We start from the raw sequence: 14,805 nt of genomic DNA on the forward strand, positions 1-14,805 counted from the left end.
TGTTTGTTGACGTTTTTCCACTTTTTTTGACTGATTCTGATACCGAGCCTGCTGACTCTATGCGAATGCGCCTTATGCTGTTGGGCGGCGGGAATGCCCTCGGGCAGGCGCTGATTCGCCTTGGTGCCGAGGAAGACATTGGTTTCCTCGCACCGCGTCCACCGGATGCCGGTTGGGACGCAGCGAGCCTGACGCAACTGCTCGACGACACCCGTCCTGATGCACTGATCAATCTTGCTTATTACTTCGACTGGTTTCAGGCGGAGAGCGTGAGCGAAACACGTCTGGCTGGTCAGGAGCGTGCTATCGAGCGCCTCGCTGAACTGTGCCAGCACCATAATATCGTCCTCCTGCAACCCTCCAGCTATCGGGTCTTCGATGGCTCGCGGGCGACGGCCTACAGCGAAAAAGACGAACCCGTCCCGCTGGGCTTGCGTGGTCAGTCGCTGTGGCGGATCGAGCAGAGCGTGCGTGCGACCTGTCCGCAACACGTGCTGCTGCGCTTCGGCTGGCTGCTCGATGACAGTTGCGACGGTGTGTTGGGGCGTTTTCTGACGCGTGCCGAGCGGGCTGAAGAATTACTGATGGCCGATGACCGCCGGGGCAACCCGACCCCGGTCGATGATGCGGCGCGGGTGATTATCTCGGTGCTCAAGCAACTGGATTGCGCGGCGCCGTTGTGGGGCACCTACCACTACGCCGGACACGAGGCGACCACGCCACTGGCGTTGGGTCAGGCGATTCTCACCGAAGCGCGTTCGATGCACCCGCTGGCCATTGAAGAGCCGACCGCGCAGGCCCATGCCGCACGTCCCGATGCAGCCGAAGAACCACAGCACGCGGTATTGGCCTGCAAGAAAATTCTCCATACCTTTGGTATCAAGCCCCGCGCCTGGCGCGCCGCGCTGCCAAGCCTACTGGATCGTTATTATCGCCATGGTTGATGCACCCATTCTAATCACCGGCGGCGCCGGCTTTATTGGCTCGCACCTGGCCGATGCCTTGCTCGCCAAAGGTTACGCGGTCCGCGTGCTGGACGACCTGTCCACCGGCAAACGCAGCAACCTGCCGCTGGGCAATCCGCGCGTTGAATTGATCGTCGGTGATGTCGCCGACGCCGCACTGGTCGCCCGTGCTGCCCTCGGCTGTCAGGCTGTCGCCCACCTGGCGGCGGTCGCCTCGGTGCAAGCCTCGGTGGAGGACCCGGTGCGCACCCATCAAAGCAACTTCGTCGGCACGCTGAACGTCTGCGAAGCCATGCGTCAGGCCGGGATCAAGCGCGTATTGTTTGCGTCCAGCGCGGCGGTGTATGGCAACAATGGCGAAGGTGAGTCGATCAGCGAAGACACGTCGAAAGCGCCGCTGACGCCCTACGCCTCGGACAAGCTGTCGAGTGAGTACTACCTGGACTTCTACCGCCGCCAACATGGCCTGGAGCCGGTGCTGTTCCGCTTCTTCAATATCTTCGGCCCGCGCCAGGACCCATCCTCTCCGTACTCCGGGGTGATCAGTATTTTCTGCGAGCGCGCGGAAAAAGGTCTGCCGATCGCAGTGTTCGGCGACGGCGAGCAGACCCGGGATTTCGTCTATGTCGGCGACCTGGCGGCGTTGCTGGTGCAAGCGCTGGAAATACCGGTGGTAGAAGAGGGCGCGATCAATGTTGGGCTGAATCAGTCGACGACGCTTAATCAGCTGTTGTCGGCGTTGTCGCAGGTGTTGGGTGGTTTGCCTGAAGTCAGCTATCTGCCAGGTCGCTCGGGTGATATCCGCCATTCGCGGGCGAACAATCAGCGCTTGCTGCAGCGTTTTGAATTTCCTGAGCCAACACCGCTAGCTGTTGGCTTGGCGCGCCTGCTCGGCCGCTAAAAAAACCTGTAGGAGCGAACTTGTTCGCGAGGTGGTGTACCTGACACTCCGCGTAAGCCCCCTCGCCAACAAGTTGGCTCCTACCGGGAATTGTGTCGATCAGAACTTATAGCCAATCCCCACCATATACACCCACGGATCGACATCGATATTAACCTTGGTCTGACCCACGCCCAGCGCCGTCGGGCCATCCATCGTTGCCGTGGTGCTCATGTCGATGTACCAGACCGACGCGTTGAGCATCACCTTGTCGGTCAGCATGTAATCCATCCCCACCTGCGCCGCCGGGCTGAACTTGTTTTTGATGTTCAGGTTGCTGAAGCCTTGTTGCTGGCGGTTGCCGGTCAGGTCTTCATCGAAGAACATCATGTAGTTCACGCCCAACCCGGCGTAAGGCTGAAACTTCGACGTCGGGTCCATCGGGTAGTACTGCAGCGACAGGGTTGGCGGCAATTGTTTGCTGCTCCCCAGCTTGCCATCCAGCCCCGGGCCGAGGCCTTTGACGCCAACGTTGTGGTGGAACGGCGTGGCGGCCAGTAACTCAATGCCGAGGTGATCAGTGAGCATGTAAGCCAGGGTCAGGCCGAGCTGAGTATCGCTGTCCAGAGTTGCCTTGGTGCCCGACACTTTGGCGCCGTCGAGCTTGATGTTGCCGCTGTCCTCGTGGGGATCGGCGGTGGCCGCACCGACACGGACGATGATGTCGCCGGCTTCGTGGGCATGGGCGATAAAAGGGGCGCTGAGCGCCAGCGCAAGGAGGGACGCGCTGAGCAATGACCTATGCATAAGGACTCCATTAGACGATAAAAGTAGCGATGTCTAATGGTAAGGCGTGGCTAAATCGGGCCTTTTGACGTAGCTCAATGAAGTCACACTGTAGGAGCCAACTTGTTGGCGAGGTATTCAACTCGGAGTGTCTGTCAGAACGCCTCGCGAACAAGTTCGCTCCTACAGGGAATCACGATCCGCCGAGCGGTAACCTCAAGAGTCCGGAAGCTCATACACGTAGATCTTCTCGGCATCCATCTTGTACCCGGCATCCGCCAGCTCACTGGTGGACGCTTCGACCTTCATCGAGCCTTCGATCCAGTACGGCTGGTACAACTCATCCAGTTTCACCCCGACCTTGCTCTTCACGTAAACGATCTGGTTCGACGGCGGTGGCGGCACGTGGATGCACGCGCCGAAGTACGGCACCAGCAAGAACTCGGTCACCCGGCCTTCTTCCGTCACTTCCAGCGGCACAATGTAGCCCGGCAGGCGGATGTGTTGCCCGTCCAGCGCCTTGACCACCGGCGCTGACGGCTGTTGCTGCTTGGCGGCGGGCGCTGACTCGACAGACAGCGCATCGGACATGCCCGACAGGTTATGGATCGGTGCCATTTGTGGGGCGATCTTTGGCGCGTCGGGCGGGATCATCTGTTCCCAGGTCAGGTCCTTGGGCTGATCGGCCCAAGCCGGCGTGGTGGCCAGCAGGGGAGCGATCAGCAGCAACAGCGCTAGCAAACGGCGCGACATGGTGGACGTCCTCATAAACGAATCGACAGCCCATCCGCCAGTGATTGGCGATAGGCGCGCCAGGCCGGAACGATCCCGATCAACAGCGCGGCCACCAGAATACCGCCGAGCAGGGTCCATTCATATGCGGTCGGCAGTGACAGTGGCAAGAACAGCCCGTAATTGGTTTGCACATAGCCTTGCGCCGCCGCGATCCCGACGTACAGCAGCGCCACGCCGCTGACCACGCCGATCAAAGCCAGTGCAAAGGCTTCGAGGATCAACAGGCTGGCGACGTGCCAGGGTCGGGCACCCACCGAACGCAGGATCGCCATCTCTCGCCGACGTTCGTTAAGGCTGGTGAGAATGGCGGTAAGCATGCCGATCAAACCGGTCAACACCACGAACAGCGAAATCACGAACAGTGCCTTCTCCGCAGTGCCCATCAACCCCCATAGCTCCTGAAGCGCCACGCCCGGCAGAATCGCCAGCAACGGTTCGCCCCGGAAGTCATTGATCTCGCGCTGCACGGCGAAGGTCGAGATCTTGCTGTTCAGGCCGAGCATGAAGGCGGTGATCGCGGTCGGCGTCAGGTCCATGTTGCGCGCCTGATCGGCGCTGATGCGACCCTCACCATGGGCCGGCACGCCGTTGTGCCAGTCGATATGAATCGCCTCCATGCCGCCGAGGCTGATGTGCAGCGTGCGGTCCACCGGGGTGCCGGTCGGCTTGAGAATCCCGACCACGGTGAACGGCTTGTCATCGTGTTTGACCAGACTGACCACCGCCACGCCGTGGGCCAGCACCAGCTTGTCACCAAGTTTGTATTTCAAGGTCTCGGCGACTTCGGCACCCAGCACCACTTCAAAGGGATCGGTGGCAAACGGGCGACCGCTGGCCAGCTCCAGGTTTTGCTGGCGGCCGTACTGGTAGTGCTCGAAATACGACTCGTTGGTGCCCATCACTCGGTAGCCGCGATGCGAGTCACCGAGAGAAATCGGGATCGCCCACTTCACATGGGGATCGTTGGCGAAATGTTCAAAACTGTCCCAACGAATATTGTTGGTGGCGTTGCCGATGCGGAACACCGAATACAGCAGCAGGTTGATCGAGCCTGAGCGAGCGCCGACGATCAGGTCGGTGCCGCTGATGGTGCTGGCGAAACTGTTGCGGGCTTCGGTGCGCACCCGTTCGACCGCCAGCAACAAGCAGACCGACAGGGCGATGGCGAACGCGGTGAGAAACGCGGTGAAGCGGCGGTTAGCCAGACTGGCCATGGCTAGGCGGAACAAATACATCTCAAACCTCTGCGGCGACGGCGGCGCGATTGAGTTCGGACAGCGACAGGTTGCGGTCGAACAGCGGCGCGAGGCTCTGATCGTGACTGACAAACAGCAGACTGGCGCCGGCCTCCTGGCATTCGGCGAACAGCAGGCGGATAAACGCCTCCCGCGCATCGGCGTCCAGCGCGGAGGTCGGTTCGTCGGCAATCACCAGTTCCGGCTGGCCGATCAATGCCCGGGCTGCGGCGACGCGCTGCTGCTGGCCGATGGACAGTGAGTCGGCACGACGTTCCAGCAGCGCCGGGTCTTTTAACCCAAGGTGCGCGAGCAAGGTCGCGGCGGCCTGATCGACGCTGCCGTGGCGCTGGGTCGCACGCGCGGCGCGCAATTTGGAGAAGTGGCAGGGCAGTTCGACGTTTTCCCGCACCGACAGGAAGGGCAGCAGGTTGAACTGCTGGAAGATGTAGCCGGTGTGATCGACCCGAAAGCGATCGCGGGCGCCGGCGGACAGCTCCGTCAGTTCCTGGCCCAGCAGGCGAATACTGCCGCGATTGGGTTTCTGCACGCCGCCCAGCAACCCGAGCAGCGTGGTTTTGCCGCTTCCGCTGGGGCCTTTGAGAAACAGCGTTTCACCCGGTTCCAGACGGAACGCCGGAATATCCAGTAACGGCGCGTGGCCGGGCCAGGCAAAGCCCAGGTCGGACAACTCGATCAGTGCTTGGGTCATGTGAGGCCGATTCGTTGGGTGTAGGTCATTGACGTTCGCGATATCAGAACTTCAGCGTCGCATTGTCAGGCGTCGCTTCAACACCTTGCTGACCACTCGGGGCGATCAGTTGTACCTGAATTTTGTGAGTGCCGGGGAATGTCTTGAAGATTTGCGACAGGTCGATTTTTTTCAGCGAAGACGGGCTGTCGCAGACAAAAATGTAGTGCGCGTGGACTTCGCTGTGGTGATGTTCTTCACCCTTGGCGTGGTCTTCGTCTTCATCGTGGTCATCATCGATGGCGTCGGCATCTGACTTATCGCCGAACAGCGGGCTTTGCAGCGTTTGTGAGCTGACCGAACACTGGGCTGCTTCTGGCAGATTGAACAGGGCCTGAGATTTCAGCAGCAGTTCGCGCGCGTTGGCGACCTTGGCCTTGTCATCCGGGGTATTGGCATCATGCTCGAAACCGACAATGTTCATCGACGGGCTGTCGAACTCGAACTCCAGCGACTTGCCATCTAGCGCGATGTCCAGACGCGCAACGCCGTGTTCATGTGCGCCCAGGCTGGCGTGCTCGGTCGCGGTCGCTGCATGGGCAGCAGCCAGCGGAAGCAAGGCAAACGGCAGAGCGAGCAACAAACGGCGCATAAAAAGTCCCCGGAGGCAGATTGGATAAAATTGTTATGTGATCTTATAACAATTTGTCCTCGCCTGACAGATTGCATTTCCTGTAGGCGCGGCAGGTCTGACATACCGCGTGGAATTGATCGCGGGCAAGCCCGCTCCTACACTGGGCGACGTATGACTTACCAAGGAATCAAACCTATGCTGCGCATTCGCGGAACCATCGGCGATTGGCCGGTAGACCTGACGCTGGAGCTGGACGAGGGCGACTGGGCGCAACTGGGCGCGCAATTGCAGGCGAGCAAGCCCGCCGCCAGCCAAACCGCTGCCGCGCCTGTGACCCAGGACGACGCCATCTGGCAGATCGCCAAAGATTTGCTGCGCAAGGCGGGGCAGATGAGTGGGCCGGAGTTGCTCGATCAACTGGAAGGTCTGACCGGCAGCACCGCAGCGGGCAAACGATTATTGGTGCGTTTGCGCCACAGTGCCGAGGTCAAAGTGCAAAGCGGCGCCGATGCACCGCTGTACAGCTGGGTCGATCAGTAAAGCGCAGCAAACAACTTGCGACGGTAAGTGGTCACCAACGGGTGATCGTTACCCAGCAGGTCGAATACTTGCAGCAGGGTCTTGTGGGCCAGGCCTTCGGCGTAGCTGCGATTACGGATAAACAGCCTCAGCAAACCTTCCAGCGCCGCCTCGTATTGCTGGCGTGACAGTTGCTGAATCGCCAGTTGATGAGCCGCTTCGTCGTCTTGCGGATCTTTGGCCAGGCGCGTCTTCAAGTCAGCCACGTCGGGCAGATTGGCGGCTTCACGCAAGAACGTCAGTTGCGCACGGGCACCGGCCAGCGCGGCCTTGTGCTCGTCGCCTTTGACCGCATCCAGCACGGTCTGGGCTTCCAGCAATTCACCGCGTTCGGCCAGGCAGCGCGCATACAGAATCAGCGCCGCTGCATTGCTGTTGTCTTCGCCGAGCAACGCCTTGAGCACCGCTTCGGCGTCGGCAATACGGCCTTCGGCGAACAGTTCTTGCGCTTGCACCAGCGGATCAGCCGCAGCAGGCGGCGGCATTTGCACATGCGGTTCGAGCAAGGCACGAATCGCCGACTCCGGTTGTGCGCCGGTAAAGCCGTCGACCGGCTGGCCGTCCTTGAATAGCACTACGGTCGGCAGGCTACGGATGCCGAAGCGAGCGACGATGTCCTGTTCGGCATCGCAATCGACCTTGGCCAGCAGCAACTCGCCCTGATAATCCTCGGCGATTTGCTTGAGCAGTGGCATCAGCACTTTGCAAGGTGCGCACCACTCGGCCCAGAAATCCACCAGCACCGGCTTGAGGTAGGAGTTCTGAATGACCAGTTGGTCAAAGGTCAGGGTGGTCGCGTCAAAGATGTACGGGGTGTCCTGGCTCATCGCTAGTCTCAAAAAGTCATTCAATATCGACAACTATAATGGTCGCGGGGTTTTGCCGCACGCCTTAAGCAGAATCGCGTTGCGCGTGATAGAGGCTGACGTGACGAAACTCGTGGGGTTCGGCCAGATCGGGCAGGGTATGGGCTTCAAGCATGGTCAGGCGTTGATACGCCGGGTGTCGGAAATCGCGCACGCGTGAATCGGCCACCAGCGCCTGACGTCCGCGACTGAGGAAGTGATCCAGCAACGGCAGATTGGCCCGGTCATACAGCACGTCGGCCACCAGAATCAGGTCGAAACGGTCGTCCTCGGCGAAAAAGTCCGTGGAATAACTCAGTTGCACGTCGTTCAGTTCGGCATTCGCCCGACACGCGGCGATAGCCAGTGGGTCGAGGTCACAGGCCACCACTTCCAGCGCACCGGTTTTCAGCGCCGCGATGCCCGCTACGCCCGAGCCAGCGCCAAAGTCCAGCACGCGCTTGCCGGCCACCCATTCAGGAAACTCGGCGAGGAAGCGCGCCAACGCCAGACCACTGGCCCAGCAGAAACTCCAGTACGGCGGTTCGTCGAGGATGCGTCGGGTTTCTTCCGGGCTGAAGGCTCGGTCCATGTTGTCGGCGTCGATCAGCCACAGCTTCAAGTTCGTGCCCGGTAGTTCGCTGGCGACCAGTTGCGCATCGCCGAGCAACTCGCTCAGGGCCTGTTGCAGAGACAGCGGTTGCTTCATGGCGCAGTAACGAACTGCATGGCGCCAACCGTTTGAGTGATGCCCTGGTCGATACGTCGAGACGGCAGATGCAAAATCAACTGGCCGGACTGACTGGCGCGACCACGCAACTCGACACGGGCACCGACGGGGAATGAATCAGGATTGAAGCGCAACTGGAAATTCAGCGGCTGATTGGTGCCGGTGAGGGTGATGTTGGCCAATAATTGCGTTGGACGGCTGCGCTCATCAACCACCAGCAGCGCCAGTTCGACCATGGCCCCGGCAGGTGCGCCCAGCAATTGCCCGCTGATTTCGCGCTGGAACGCCGGCAGCGGGCCTTGACCCTCGGGTTCCCTGGTCGCTGGTTGTTGCGCCGTCGGGGCGGTCACGACAGGTGTGGGCGCCTTGCTGCTGCAGGAGACCAGCAGACCGAACAGACAGAGAGCAACAAGCGGTCGTAGCGACATGAACAGCTCCAACAAAACAAAAAATCCGATAGCGGCGGAGGTAGACAGCTGAGTATTGCTCAGCCCGATGAATTTCACACGGCTCGCCGGGCGTCTATATACCGCAAAGCCCCGGACTTGTCTTGCCGTGGACCGAGACATCATTTGTTTGCCGCGCTGGAAATAAATGGTGACTCGCCCTACCATGACCCTCCATTTTTTTGTTGCCTGCCACCATGCACTGTCCCTTCTGCGGTGCCAACGACACCAAGGTTATCGACTCGCGCCTCGTCGCCGAGGGCGATCAAGTTCGTCGCCGCCGCGAATGCCTGGCCTGCGTTGAGCGTTTCACGACTTTCGAAACTGCCGAACTGGTGCTGCCGCGCCTGATCAAGCAAGACGGCAGCCGGCAGCCGTTCGACGAAGAAAAGCTGCGCGCCGGCATGCAGCGGGCGCTGGAGAAGCGTCCGGTCAGCGTCGAGCGTCTGGAGGCCGCACTGGTGCACATCAAGCACAAGCTGCGAGCGACGGGCGAGCGCGAAGTCAAATCGCTGGTGGTCGGCGAGTTGGTCATGGGCGAGCTGCAGAAGCTCGACGAAGTGGCCTATATCCGTTTCGCCTCGGTTTACCGCCGGTTCCAGGACCTCAATGAATTCCGCGAAGAAATCGATCGCCTGGCCCGTGAGCCAGTGAAGACATGACCCTGCCATCGGCTGAGCAGAGCGTCCTCGACCTGCATTACATGGGACGGGCGCTGGAACTGGCGCGCAAGGGCATTTACACCGCCCACCCGAATCCTCGTGTCGGCTGCGTGATTGTTCGCGACGGCGAGATTGTCGGCGAAGGCTGGCACGTGCGCGCTGGCGAGCCCCATGCCGAAGTCCATGCGCTGCGTCAGGCGGGCGACAAAGCCCAGGGCGCAACGGCTTACGTCACCCTCGAACCTTGCAGCCATCATGGTCGAACGCCGCCCTGCGCCGATGCCTTGGTCAACGCCGGGCTGGCGCGGGTGGTCGCGGCGATGCAGGACCCAAACCCCAGTGTCGCGGGCAAGGGCCTGTTGCGGTTGATGAGCGCCGGGATTGTGGTGCGCAGCGGTGTGCTGGAAAGCGAGGCCCGTGCGCTGAACAACGGTTTCCTCAAACGCATGGAGCATGGCCTGCCGTACGTGCGGGTCAAGCTGGCGATGAGTCTTGACGGTCGCACGGCGATGGCCAGCGGCGAAAGCAAATGGATCACCGGCCCGGCTGCGCGCTCGGCGGTGCAACGGCTGCGTGCACAATCCAGTGTGATCCTGACGGGTGCCGACACCGTGTTGGCTGATGGCGCGCGCCTCACGGTGCGCCCGGATGAGCTGGGCCTGGATGCCGAATTGACGGCGTTGGCCGTCACCCGTCCGCCGTTGCGCGTGCTGATCGACGGTCGGCTGCGTGTGCCGCTTGATGCGCCATTCTTTCAGGCAGGTCCTACGCTGGTAGTGACCTGTGCCGCCGCCGAAGCCCGCGAGCGCTATCACGCGCAGGGCCACGACTTGCTGGCATTGGCCAACAGCGAAGGGCGAGTCGACCTGCGCAAGCTCATGCACGAACTGGCCGCCCGTGGCGTCAATGACGTGTTGGTGGAAGCCGGACCGCAATTGGCCGGTGCGTTTACCCGGTACGGTCTGGTCGATGAATTTCAGATATTCGTCGCGAGCAAGTTTCTTGGCTCCTCGGCGCGACCGCTGCTTGACCTGCCGTTGGCGCAGATGAGCGATGCGGTAGAACTTAAAATCACAGAAATGCGCGCCGTCGGTGATGACTGGCGAGTCATTGCAGTCCCTGTCGTAGTACCCGGCGTATAATTTTCAGCCATCGCACAGCGCTGGCTTTGTTCTCCTGGAGGACCTCATGTTTACCGGCATCATCGAATCCATCGGCAGCATCCGCGCCATTACCCCTAAAGGCGGCGACGTCCGCGTTTACGTGGCCACCGGCAAACTCGACCTCAGCGACGTCAAACTCGGCGACAGCATTGCAGTGAACGGCGTTTGCCTGACTGCGGTGGAACTGCCGGGCGACGGTTTCTGGGCCGACGTCAGCCGTGAAACCCTCGACTGCACCGCGTTCGTCGACTTGAAGGCCGGCAGCCCGGTCAACCTGGAAAAGGCCCTGACCCCGACCACGCGTCTGGGCGGTCACTTGGTCAGCGGCCACGTCGATGGCGTGGGCGAGATTGTTTCCCGCGAAGATAACGCGCGCGCTATCCAGTTCCGCGTCCGCGCACCGCGTGAGTTGGCTAAGTACATCTCGCACAAGGGCTCGATCACCGTCGACGGCACCAGCCTGACCGTGAACGCAGTCAATGGCGCCGAATTTGAACTGACCATCGTCCCGCACACGCTGGCCGAAACTATCATGGCTGAGTACAAACCGGGGCGTCAGGTCAACCTCGAAGTGGACCTGCTGGCGCGCTACATGGAGCGGCTGCTGCTGGGTGACAAGGCCGCCGAGCCGACCGACCCCTCGAAGGGCGGCATCACCGAAAGCTTTCTGGCCGCCAACGGCTACCTCAAATCCTGATTAAAGGGGGTGCCTTGTGGCGCTCAACAGCATCGAAGAACTGGTTGAAGACATCCGCCAAGGCAAGATGGTCATCCTCATGGATGACGAAGACCGCGAGAACGAAGGCGACCTGATCATGGCCGCCGAGAGCTGCCAGGCCGAGCACATCAACTTCATGGCCAAGCACGCCCGTGGCCTGATCTGCATGCCGATGACCCGCGAGCGCTGCGAAACCCTCAAGCTGCCCTTGATGGCGCCGCGCAACGGTTCCGGTTTCGGTACCAAGTTCACCGTGTCCATTGAAGCGGCTGAAGGCGTGACCACCGGTATTTCCGCCGCTGACCGCGCACGCACGGTACAGGCTGCGGCCGCGAAGGACGCCAAGGCTGAAGACATCGTCAGCCCGGGGCACATCTTCCCGCTGATGGCCCAGGCCGGCGGCACCCTGGCACGCGCCGGTCACACCGAAGCTGCTTGCGACCTGGCGCGCATGGCCGGTTTCGAGCCAAGTGGCGTGATCTGCGAAGTGATGAACGATGACGGCACCATGGCCCGTCGTCCTGAACTGGAAACCTTTGCAGCGGAACACGGGATCAAGATCGGCACCATCGCCGACCTGATTCACTACCGCATGATCCACGAACGTACCGTTCAGCGGATTGCCGAGCAGCCGCTGGACAGCGAATTGGGCCAGTTCAACCTGGTGACCTACCGCGACGCCGTCGAAGGCGACGTGCACCTGGCGTTGACCCTGGGCAAGATCTGCGCGGAAGAACCGACCCTGGTTCGTGTGCACAACATGGACCCGCTACGCGACCTGCTGATGGTCAAACAGCCCGGCCGCTGGAGCCTGCGCGCTGCCATGACCGCAGTGGCCGAGGCTGGCAGCGGTGTCGTGCTGTTGCTCGGACACCCGCTGGATGGCGACGTGTTGCTGGCCCATATCCGCGAAACGGCGGAACAAGTGGTGGTGAAAACCCCGAGTACCTACAGCACGGTCGGTGCCGGTTCGCAGATCCTGCGTGACCTCGGCGTGCGTAAAATGCGCCTGATGAGTTCGCCGGTTAAGTTCAATGCGATATCCGGTTTCGATCTGGAAGTTGTAGAATACGTGCCCTCCGAATAACGACCGCCCGGGCGTTGGGTGAAATCCTCATGGCTTTCACACTTTGCCCCCGACAGTCTACGATTGGTGGCCTAAAATCCCTGAAAGCACGCCGATTGGGCGTGCTTGCTCTTTAAGACGAGACTCACCCTAAATGACCCTGAAGACCATCGAAGGTACCTTCATCGCCCCCCAAGGCCGCTATGCCCTGGTGGTAGGCCGTTTCAACAGCTTCGTCGTCGAAAGCCTGGTGAGCGGTGCCGTTGATGCACTGGTTCGCCACGGTGTGAAAGAAAGCGACATCACCATCATCCGCGCGCCGGGTGCTTTTGAAATTCCGCTGGTGGTGCAGAAAGTTGCCCAACGCCAGCGAGTTCGCCGCCATCATCGCCCTCGGCGCGGTCATTCGTGGCGGTACTCCGCACTTCGAATACGTTGCCGGCGAGTGCACCAAAGGCCTGTCGCAGGTTGCCATGGAATTCGGCGTACCGGTTTCCTTCGGCGTGTTGACCGTCGATTCCATCGAACAAGCCATCGAGCGTTCCGGCACCAAGGCCGGTAACAAAGGTGCTGAAGCCGCATTGTCTGCCATCGAGATGGTCAGCCTGCTGGCACAGTTGGAGGCCAAGTGATTTCCGACGAAAGCGATCGCTTCAACCCGCGCGACGAAAAAGATCCAGAAGTCGCCAAGAGCAAAAGCGCCAAGCGCCGCGAAGCTCGTCAGCTCGCGACTCAGGCCCTGTATCAGTGGCACATGGCAGGTCACTCGCTGAACGAAATCGAAGCGCAGTTCCGCGTCGACAACGATTTCAGCAACGTTGACAGCACGTATTTTCGTGAGTTGCTGCACGGCGTTCCGACCAACAAGACCGAGATCGACACCGCGCTCAAGCCTTGCCTGGACTTGACCATCGAAGAGCTCGATCCGGTTGAACTGGCGATCCTGCGCCTGTCCACCTACGAGTTGCTCAAGCGCATCGACGTTCCGTATCGCGTGGTGATCAACGAAGGTATCGAGCTGGCGAAAGTCTACGGCTCTACCGACGGCCACAAGTTCGTCAACGGTGTTCTGGACAAACTGGCGCCACGCTTGCGTGAAGCCGAAGTGAAGGCTCACAAGCGCTCTTGAGCGCCTGACTCTTCATGGGCGAGTTCGAGCTGATCCGCAATTACTTCGCCGCTGCTCCCTGTGCGCAGGCGGGCGAAGGTGTCGCTTTGGGGATCGGTGACGACTGCGCCTTGCTGACGGTTACCTCCGGCGAACAGTTGGCGATTTCTACTGACACCCTGGTCGCCGGGGTGCACTTCCCCGTTGTCTGCGATCCTTTTCTTCTGGGCCAACGAGCCCTCGCTGTGTCTGCCAGTGATCTGGCGGCCATGGGAGCAACGCCGCTTGCCTTCACCCTTGCCCTGACCTTGCCCAGCGTCGATGCCGACTGGCTGCAGGCGTTCGCCCGTGGTTTGAACCAGATGGCGCAGGGCTGCTCGCTGCGTTTGGTTGGCGGCGATACCACCCGTGGTCCTTTGAGCCTGACCTTGACTGTGTTTGGCCGCGTGCCGACGGGCCAGGCATTGACCCGCAGCGGCGCCCGGCCGGGCGATTTGCTGTGTGTCGGTGGCGCGTTGGGTGATGGCGCAGGTGCCTTGCCGCTGGTGTTGAACCAGCGCAGCGCCGACGCACCGGTGGCCGAGGCATTGCTGGCGCGTTACTGGTCGCCGCAACCGCAACTGGCGTTGGGTCAGGCGTTGCGTGGCAAAGCGACCTCGGCGCTGGATATCTCCGATGGACTATTGGCTGATTGCGGGCACATTGCCCTCGCGTCTAATGTCCGTTTGCTGATCGAGCGCGAGGCGTTGCCGTTGTCATCGGCACTGAGTGAATTCCTCGGTCTGGAGGCCGCACGCGAAGCCGCGCTCACTGGTGGCGATGATTATGTGCTGGCATTCACCTTGCCAGCATCGCAGCTGACCGGGTTGCGCGCGGCGGGATTGTCTGTGCATGTAGTGGGTAGGGTCGAGGTCGGGCAGGGCGTGGTTGTGCTCGACGCCGATGGACAGGATGTCACGCCGCTGACACGCGGCTATCAACACTTTCAGGAGTCTCAGTGACAGATTCTAATAAAACTCCGGTGGATCGGGTGCCGCCTTCGGTGTGGACCAATCCCTGGCATTTTCTGGCCTTCGGTTTTGGCGCAGGCACCATGCGCAAGGCGCCGGGCACCTGGGGTTCGCTGGTCGCGCTGCCATTCGTTCCGTTGTGGCAAATGTTGCCCGACTGGGGTTATTGGTTGATGCTGGGCGTCACCATGCTGTTCGGCTTCTGGCTGTGCGGCAAAGTCGCCGAAGACCTGCGTGTGCATGACCATGAAGGCATCGTCTGGGACGAAATGGTCGGCATGTGGATTACCTTGTGGCTGGTGCCGGAAGGTTGGTATTGGCTGTTGGCCGGCTTTTTGATGTTTCGTTTCTTCGACATTCTCAAGCCGTGGCCCATCAGTTGGATCGACCGGCATGTTCATGGTGGATTGGGGATCATGCTGGATGACGTGCTGGCTGGGGTTTTCGCCTGGCTGGGAATGCACGCGCTGGTATGGGTGTTCGCTTAAGGGA

At 61.0% G+C, this 14,805-nt stretch carries 18 protein-coding genes and 1 pseudogene; 11 read left to right on the plus strand and 8 right to left on the minus strand.

All coding sequences use genetic code 11. The features are described 5' to 3' along the window. Positions 1-59: 59 nt before the first annotated feature. Together ACF0H7_RS02045 and ACF0H7_RS02050 are read left to right on the plus strand one after the other, a co-directional pair. Complete coding sequence (locus ACF0H7_RS02045) at positions 60-944, plus strand: sugar nucleotide-binding protein (RefSeq protein WP_397451153.1); 885 nt, start codon at positions 60-62, stop codon at positions 942-944. Next, positions 937-1,866 carry an NAD-dependent epimerase/dehydratase family protein gene (locus ACF0H7_RS02050; RefSeq protein WP_397451154.1) on the plus strand — a complete coding sequence of 310 codons (930 nt, stop codon included), beginning with the start codon at positions 937-939 and terminating at the stop codon, positions 1,864-1,866. Before ACF0H7_RS02045 ends, ACF0H7_RS02050 begins: the two co-directional genes overlap by 8 nt. A 99-nt stretch (positions 1,867-1,965) precedes the next feature. Here ACF0H7_RS02050 and ACF0H7_RS02055 read toward each other — a convergent pair whose 3' ends face one another. The 5 genes from ACF0H7_RS02055 to ACF0H7_RS02075 form a co-directional block, all read right to left on the minus strand. After that, positions 1,966-2,652 (minus strand): OmpW family protein, encoded by a 687-nt coding sequence (locus ACF0H7_RS02055; protein ID WP_397451155.1) that lies wholly within the window; start codon positions 2,650-2,652, stop codon positions 1,966-1,968. Positions 2,653-2,847: 195 nt separating this feature from the next. Then, positions 2,848-3,384, minus strand: a complete 537-nt coding sequence (locus tag ACF0H7_RS02060) for a DUF3299 domain-containing protein (RefSeq protein ID WP_397451156.1) — start codon at positions 3,382-3,384, stop codon at positions 2,848-2,850. 11 nt (positions 3,385-3,395) lie between these two features. Further along, complete coding sequence (locus tag ACF0H7_RS02065) at positions 3,396-4,661, minus strand: ABC transporter permease (protein WP_397451157.1); 1,266 nt, start codon at positions 4,659-4,661, stop codon at positions 3,396-3,398. Between the two features lies 1 nt (position 4,662). Further along, positions 4,663-5,373 carry an ABC transporter ATP-binding protein gene (locus ACF0H7_RS02070; RefSeq protein ID WP_397451158.1) on the minus strand — a complete coding sequence of 237 codons (711 nt, stop codon included), beginning with the start codon at positions 5,371-5,373 and terminating at the stop codon, positions 4,663-4,665. 43 nt (positions 5,374-5,416) lie between these two features. After that, a complete protein-coding gene (locus ACF0H7_RS02075) occupies positions 5,417-6,004 on the minus strand; it encodes a DUF2796 domain-containing protein (RefSeq protein ID WP_397451159.1) in 588 nt (195 codons plus the stop codon). A gap of 177 nt (positions 6,005-6,181) precedes the next feature. On the opposite strand from ACF0H7_RS02075, the gene ACF0H7_RS02080 reads away from it, so the two are divergent. After that, complete coding sequence (locus ACF0H7_RS02080) at positions 6,182-6,526, plus strand: hypothetical protein (protein WP_397451160.1); 345 nt, start codon at positions 6,182-6,184, stop codon at positions 6,524-6,526. Here ACF0H7_RS02080 and trxA read toward each other — a convergent pair. The 3 genes from trxA to ACF0H7_RS02095 all read right to left on the minus strand — a co-directional run bounded on the left by trxA (position 6,520) and on the right by ACF0H7_RS02095 (position 8,568). Then, the gene (gene trxA / locus ACF0H7_RS02085; RefSeq protein WP_397451161.1) at positions 6,520-7,392 is read right to left on the minus strand and encodes a thioredoxin; all 873 of its coding nucleotides are present in this window, start codon (positions 7,390-7,392) and stop codon (positions 6,520-6,522) included. The genes ACF0H7_RS02080 and trxA overlap by 7 nt on opposite strands. Before the next feature lie 64 nt (positions 7,393-7,456). After that, on the minus strand, positions 7,457-8,119 hold the full coding sequence (locus ACF0H7_RS02090; RefSeq protein ID WP_397451162.1) for a class I SAM-dependent methyltransferase: 663 nt from the start codon (positions 8,117-8,119) through the stop codon (positions 7,457-7,459). Next, on the minus strand, positions 8,116-8,568 hold the full coding sequence (locus ACF0H7_RS02095; protein ID WP_397451163.1) for a YbaY family lipoprotein: 453 nt from the start codon (positions 8,566-8,568) through the stop codon (positions 8,116-8,118). The genes ACF0H7_RS02090 and ACF0H7_RS02095 overlap by 4 nt, the downstream gene beginning before the upstream one ends. Before the next feature lie 215 nt (positions 8,569-8,783). On the opposite strand from ACF0H7_RS02095, the gene nrdR reads away from it, so the two are divergent. The 8 genes and pseudogenes from nrdR to ACF0H7_RS02135 all read left to right on the plus strand — a co-directional run bounded on the left by nrdR (position 8,784) and on the right by ACF0H7_RS02135 (position 14,801). Then, a complete protein-coding gene (gene nrdR / locus ACF0H7_RS02100; protein WP_397451164.1) occupies positions 8,784-9,248 on the plus strand; it encodes a transcriptional regulator NrdR in 465 nt (154 codons plus the stop codon). Then, positions 9,245-10,390 (plus strand): bifunctional diaminohydroxyphosphoribosylaminopyrimidine deaminase/5-amino-6-(5-phosphoribosylamino)uracil reductase RibD, encoded by a 1,146-nt coding sequence (gene ribD, locus ACF0H7_RS02105; RefSeq protein ID WP_397451165.1) that lies wholly within the window; start codon positions 9,245-9,247, stop codon positions 10,388-10,390. Before nrdR ends, ribD begins: the two co-directional genes overlap by 4 nt. A 46-nt stretch (positions 10,391-10,436) precedes the next feature. Continuing rightward, the gene (locus tag ACF0H7_RS02110) at positions 10,437-11,108 is read left to right on the plus strand and encodes a riboflavin synthase (protein ID WP_397451166.1); all 672 of its coding nucleotides are present in this window, start codon (positions 10,437-10,439) and stop codon (positions 11,106-11,108) included. A 16-nt stretch (positions 11,109-11,124) separates the two neighbouring features. Beyond that, a complete protein-coding gene (gene ribBA / locus ACF0H7_RS02115; protein WP_397451167.1) occupies positions 11,125-12,216 on the plus strand; it encodes a bifunctional 3,4-dihydroxy-2-butanone-4-phosphate synthase/GTP cyclohydrolase II in 1,092 nt (363 codons plus the stop codon). A 133-nt stretch (positions 12,217-12,349) separates the two neighbouring features. Next, positions 12,350-12,827: pseudogene (gene ribE / locus ACF0H7_RS02120) on the plus strand (6,7-dimethyl-8-ribityllumazine synthase). Continuing rightward, a complete protein-coding gene (nusB, locus tag ACF0H7_RS02125; protein WP_397451168.1) occupies positions 12,824-13,324 on the plus strand; it encodes a transcription antitermination factor NusB in 501 nt (166 codons plus the stop codon). Before ribE ends, nusB begins: the two are co-directional and overlap by 4 nt. A 14-nt stretch (positions 13,325-13,338) precedes the next feature. Further along, a complete protein-coding gene (thiL, locus tag ACF0H7_RS02130; RefSeq protein WP_397451169.1) occupies positions 13,339-14,304 on the plus strand; it encodes a thiamine-phosphate kinase in 966 nt (321 codons plus the stop codon). Next, positions 14,301-14,801 carry a phosphatidylglycerophosphatase A gene (locus ACF0H7_RS02135; protein ID WP_397451170.1) on the plus strand — a complete coding sequence of 167 codons (501 nt, stop codon included), beginning with the start codon at positions 14,301-14,303 and terminating at the stop codon, positions 14,799-14,801. The genes thiL and ACF0H7_RS02135 overlap by 4 nt, the downstream gene beginning before the upstream one ends. Positions 14,802-14,805 lie beyond the last annotated feature (4 nt).

It is taken from the genome of Pseudomonas sp. NA-150, from assembly GCF_044336365.1.
Taxonomy (GTDB): Bacteria; Pseudomonadota; Gammaproteobacteria; order Pseudomonadales; family Pseudomonadaceae; genus Aquipseudomonas.

Excerpts from the sequence above, each read along its gene's own strand:
- ACF0H7_RS02045 (WP_397451153.1), top strand. The coding sequence starts at position 60 with ATGCGAATGCGCCTTATGCTGTTGGGCGGCGGGAATGCCCTCGGGCAG.
- ACF0H7_RS02050 (WP_397451154.1), top strand. The coding sequence starts at position 937 with ATGGTTGATGCACCCATTCTAATCACCGGCGGCGCCGGCTTTATTGGC.
- ACF0H7_RS02055 (WP_397451155.1), bottom strand. The coding sequence starts at position 2,652 with ATGCATAGGTCATTGCTCAGCGCGTCCCTCCTTGCGCTGGCGCTCAGC.
- ACF0H7_RS02060 (WP_397451156.1), bottom strand. The coding sequence starts at position 3,384 with ATGTCGCGCCGTTTGCTAGCGCTGTTGCTGCTGATCGCTCCCCTGCTG.
- ACF0H7_RS02065 (WP_397451157.1), bottom strand. The coding sequence starts at position 4,661 with ATGTATTTGTTCCGCCTAGCCATGGCCAGTCTGGCTAACCGCCGCTTC.
- ACF0H7_RS02070 (WP_397451158.1), bottom strand. The coding sequence starts at position 5,373 with ATGACCCAAGCACTGATCGAGTTGTCCGACCTGGGCTTTGCCTGGCCC.
- ACF0H7_RS02075 (WP_397451159.1), bottom strand. The coding sequence starts at position 6,004 with ATGCGCCGTTTGTTGCTCGCTCTGCCGTTTGCCTTGCTTCCGCTGGCT.
- ACF0H7_RS02080 (WP_397451160.1), top strand. The coding sequence starts at position 6,182 with ATGCTGCGCATTCGCGGAACCATCGGCGATTGGCCGGTAGACCTGACG.
- trxA (WP_397451161.1), bottom strand. The coding sequence starts at position 7,392 with ATGAGCCAGGACACCCCGTACATCTTTGACGCGACCACCCTGACCTTT.
- ACF0H7_RS02090 (WP_397451162.1), bottom strand. The coding sequence starts at position 8,119 with ATGAAGCAACCGCTGTCTCTGCAACAGGCCCTGAGCGAGTTGCTCGGC.
- ACF0H7_RS02095 (WP_397451163.1), bottom strand. The coding sequence starts at position 8,568 with ATGTCGCTACGACCGCTTGTTGCTCTCTGTCTGTTCGGTCTGCTGGTC.
- nrdR (WP_397451164.1), top strand. The coding sequence starts at position 8,784 with ATGCACTGTCCCTTCTGCGGTGCCAACGACACCAAGGTTATCGACTCG.
- ribD (WP_397451165.1), top strand. The coding sequence starts at position 9,245 with ATGACCCTGCCATCGGCTGAGCAGAGCGTCCTCGACCTGCATTACATG.
- ACF0H7_RS02110 (WP_397451166.1), top strand. The coding sequence starts at position 10,437 with ATGTTTACCGGCATCATCGAATCCATCGGCAGCATCCGCGCCATTACC.
- thiL (WP_397451169.1), top strand. The coding sequence starts at position 13,339 with ATGGGCGAGTTCGAGCTGATCCGCAATTACTTCGCCGCTGCTCCCTGT.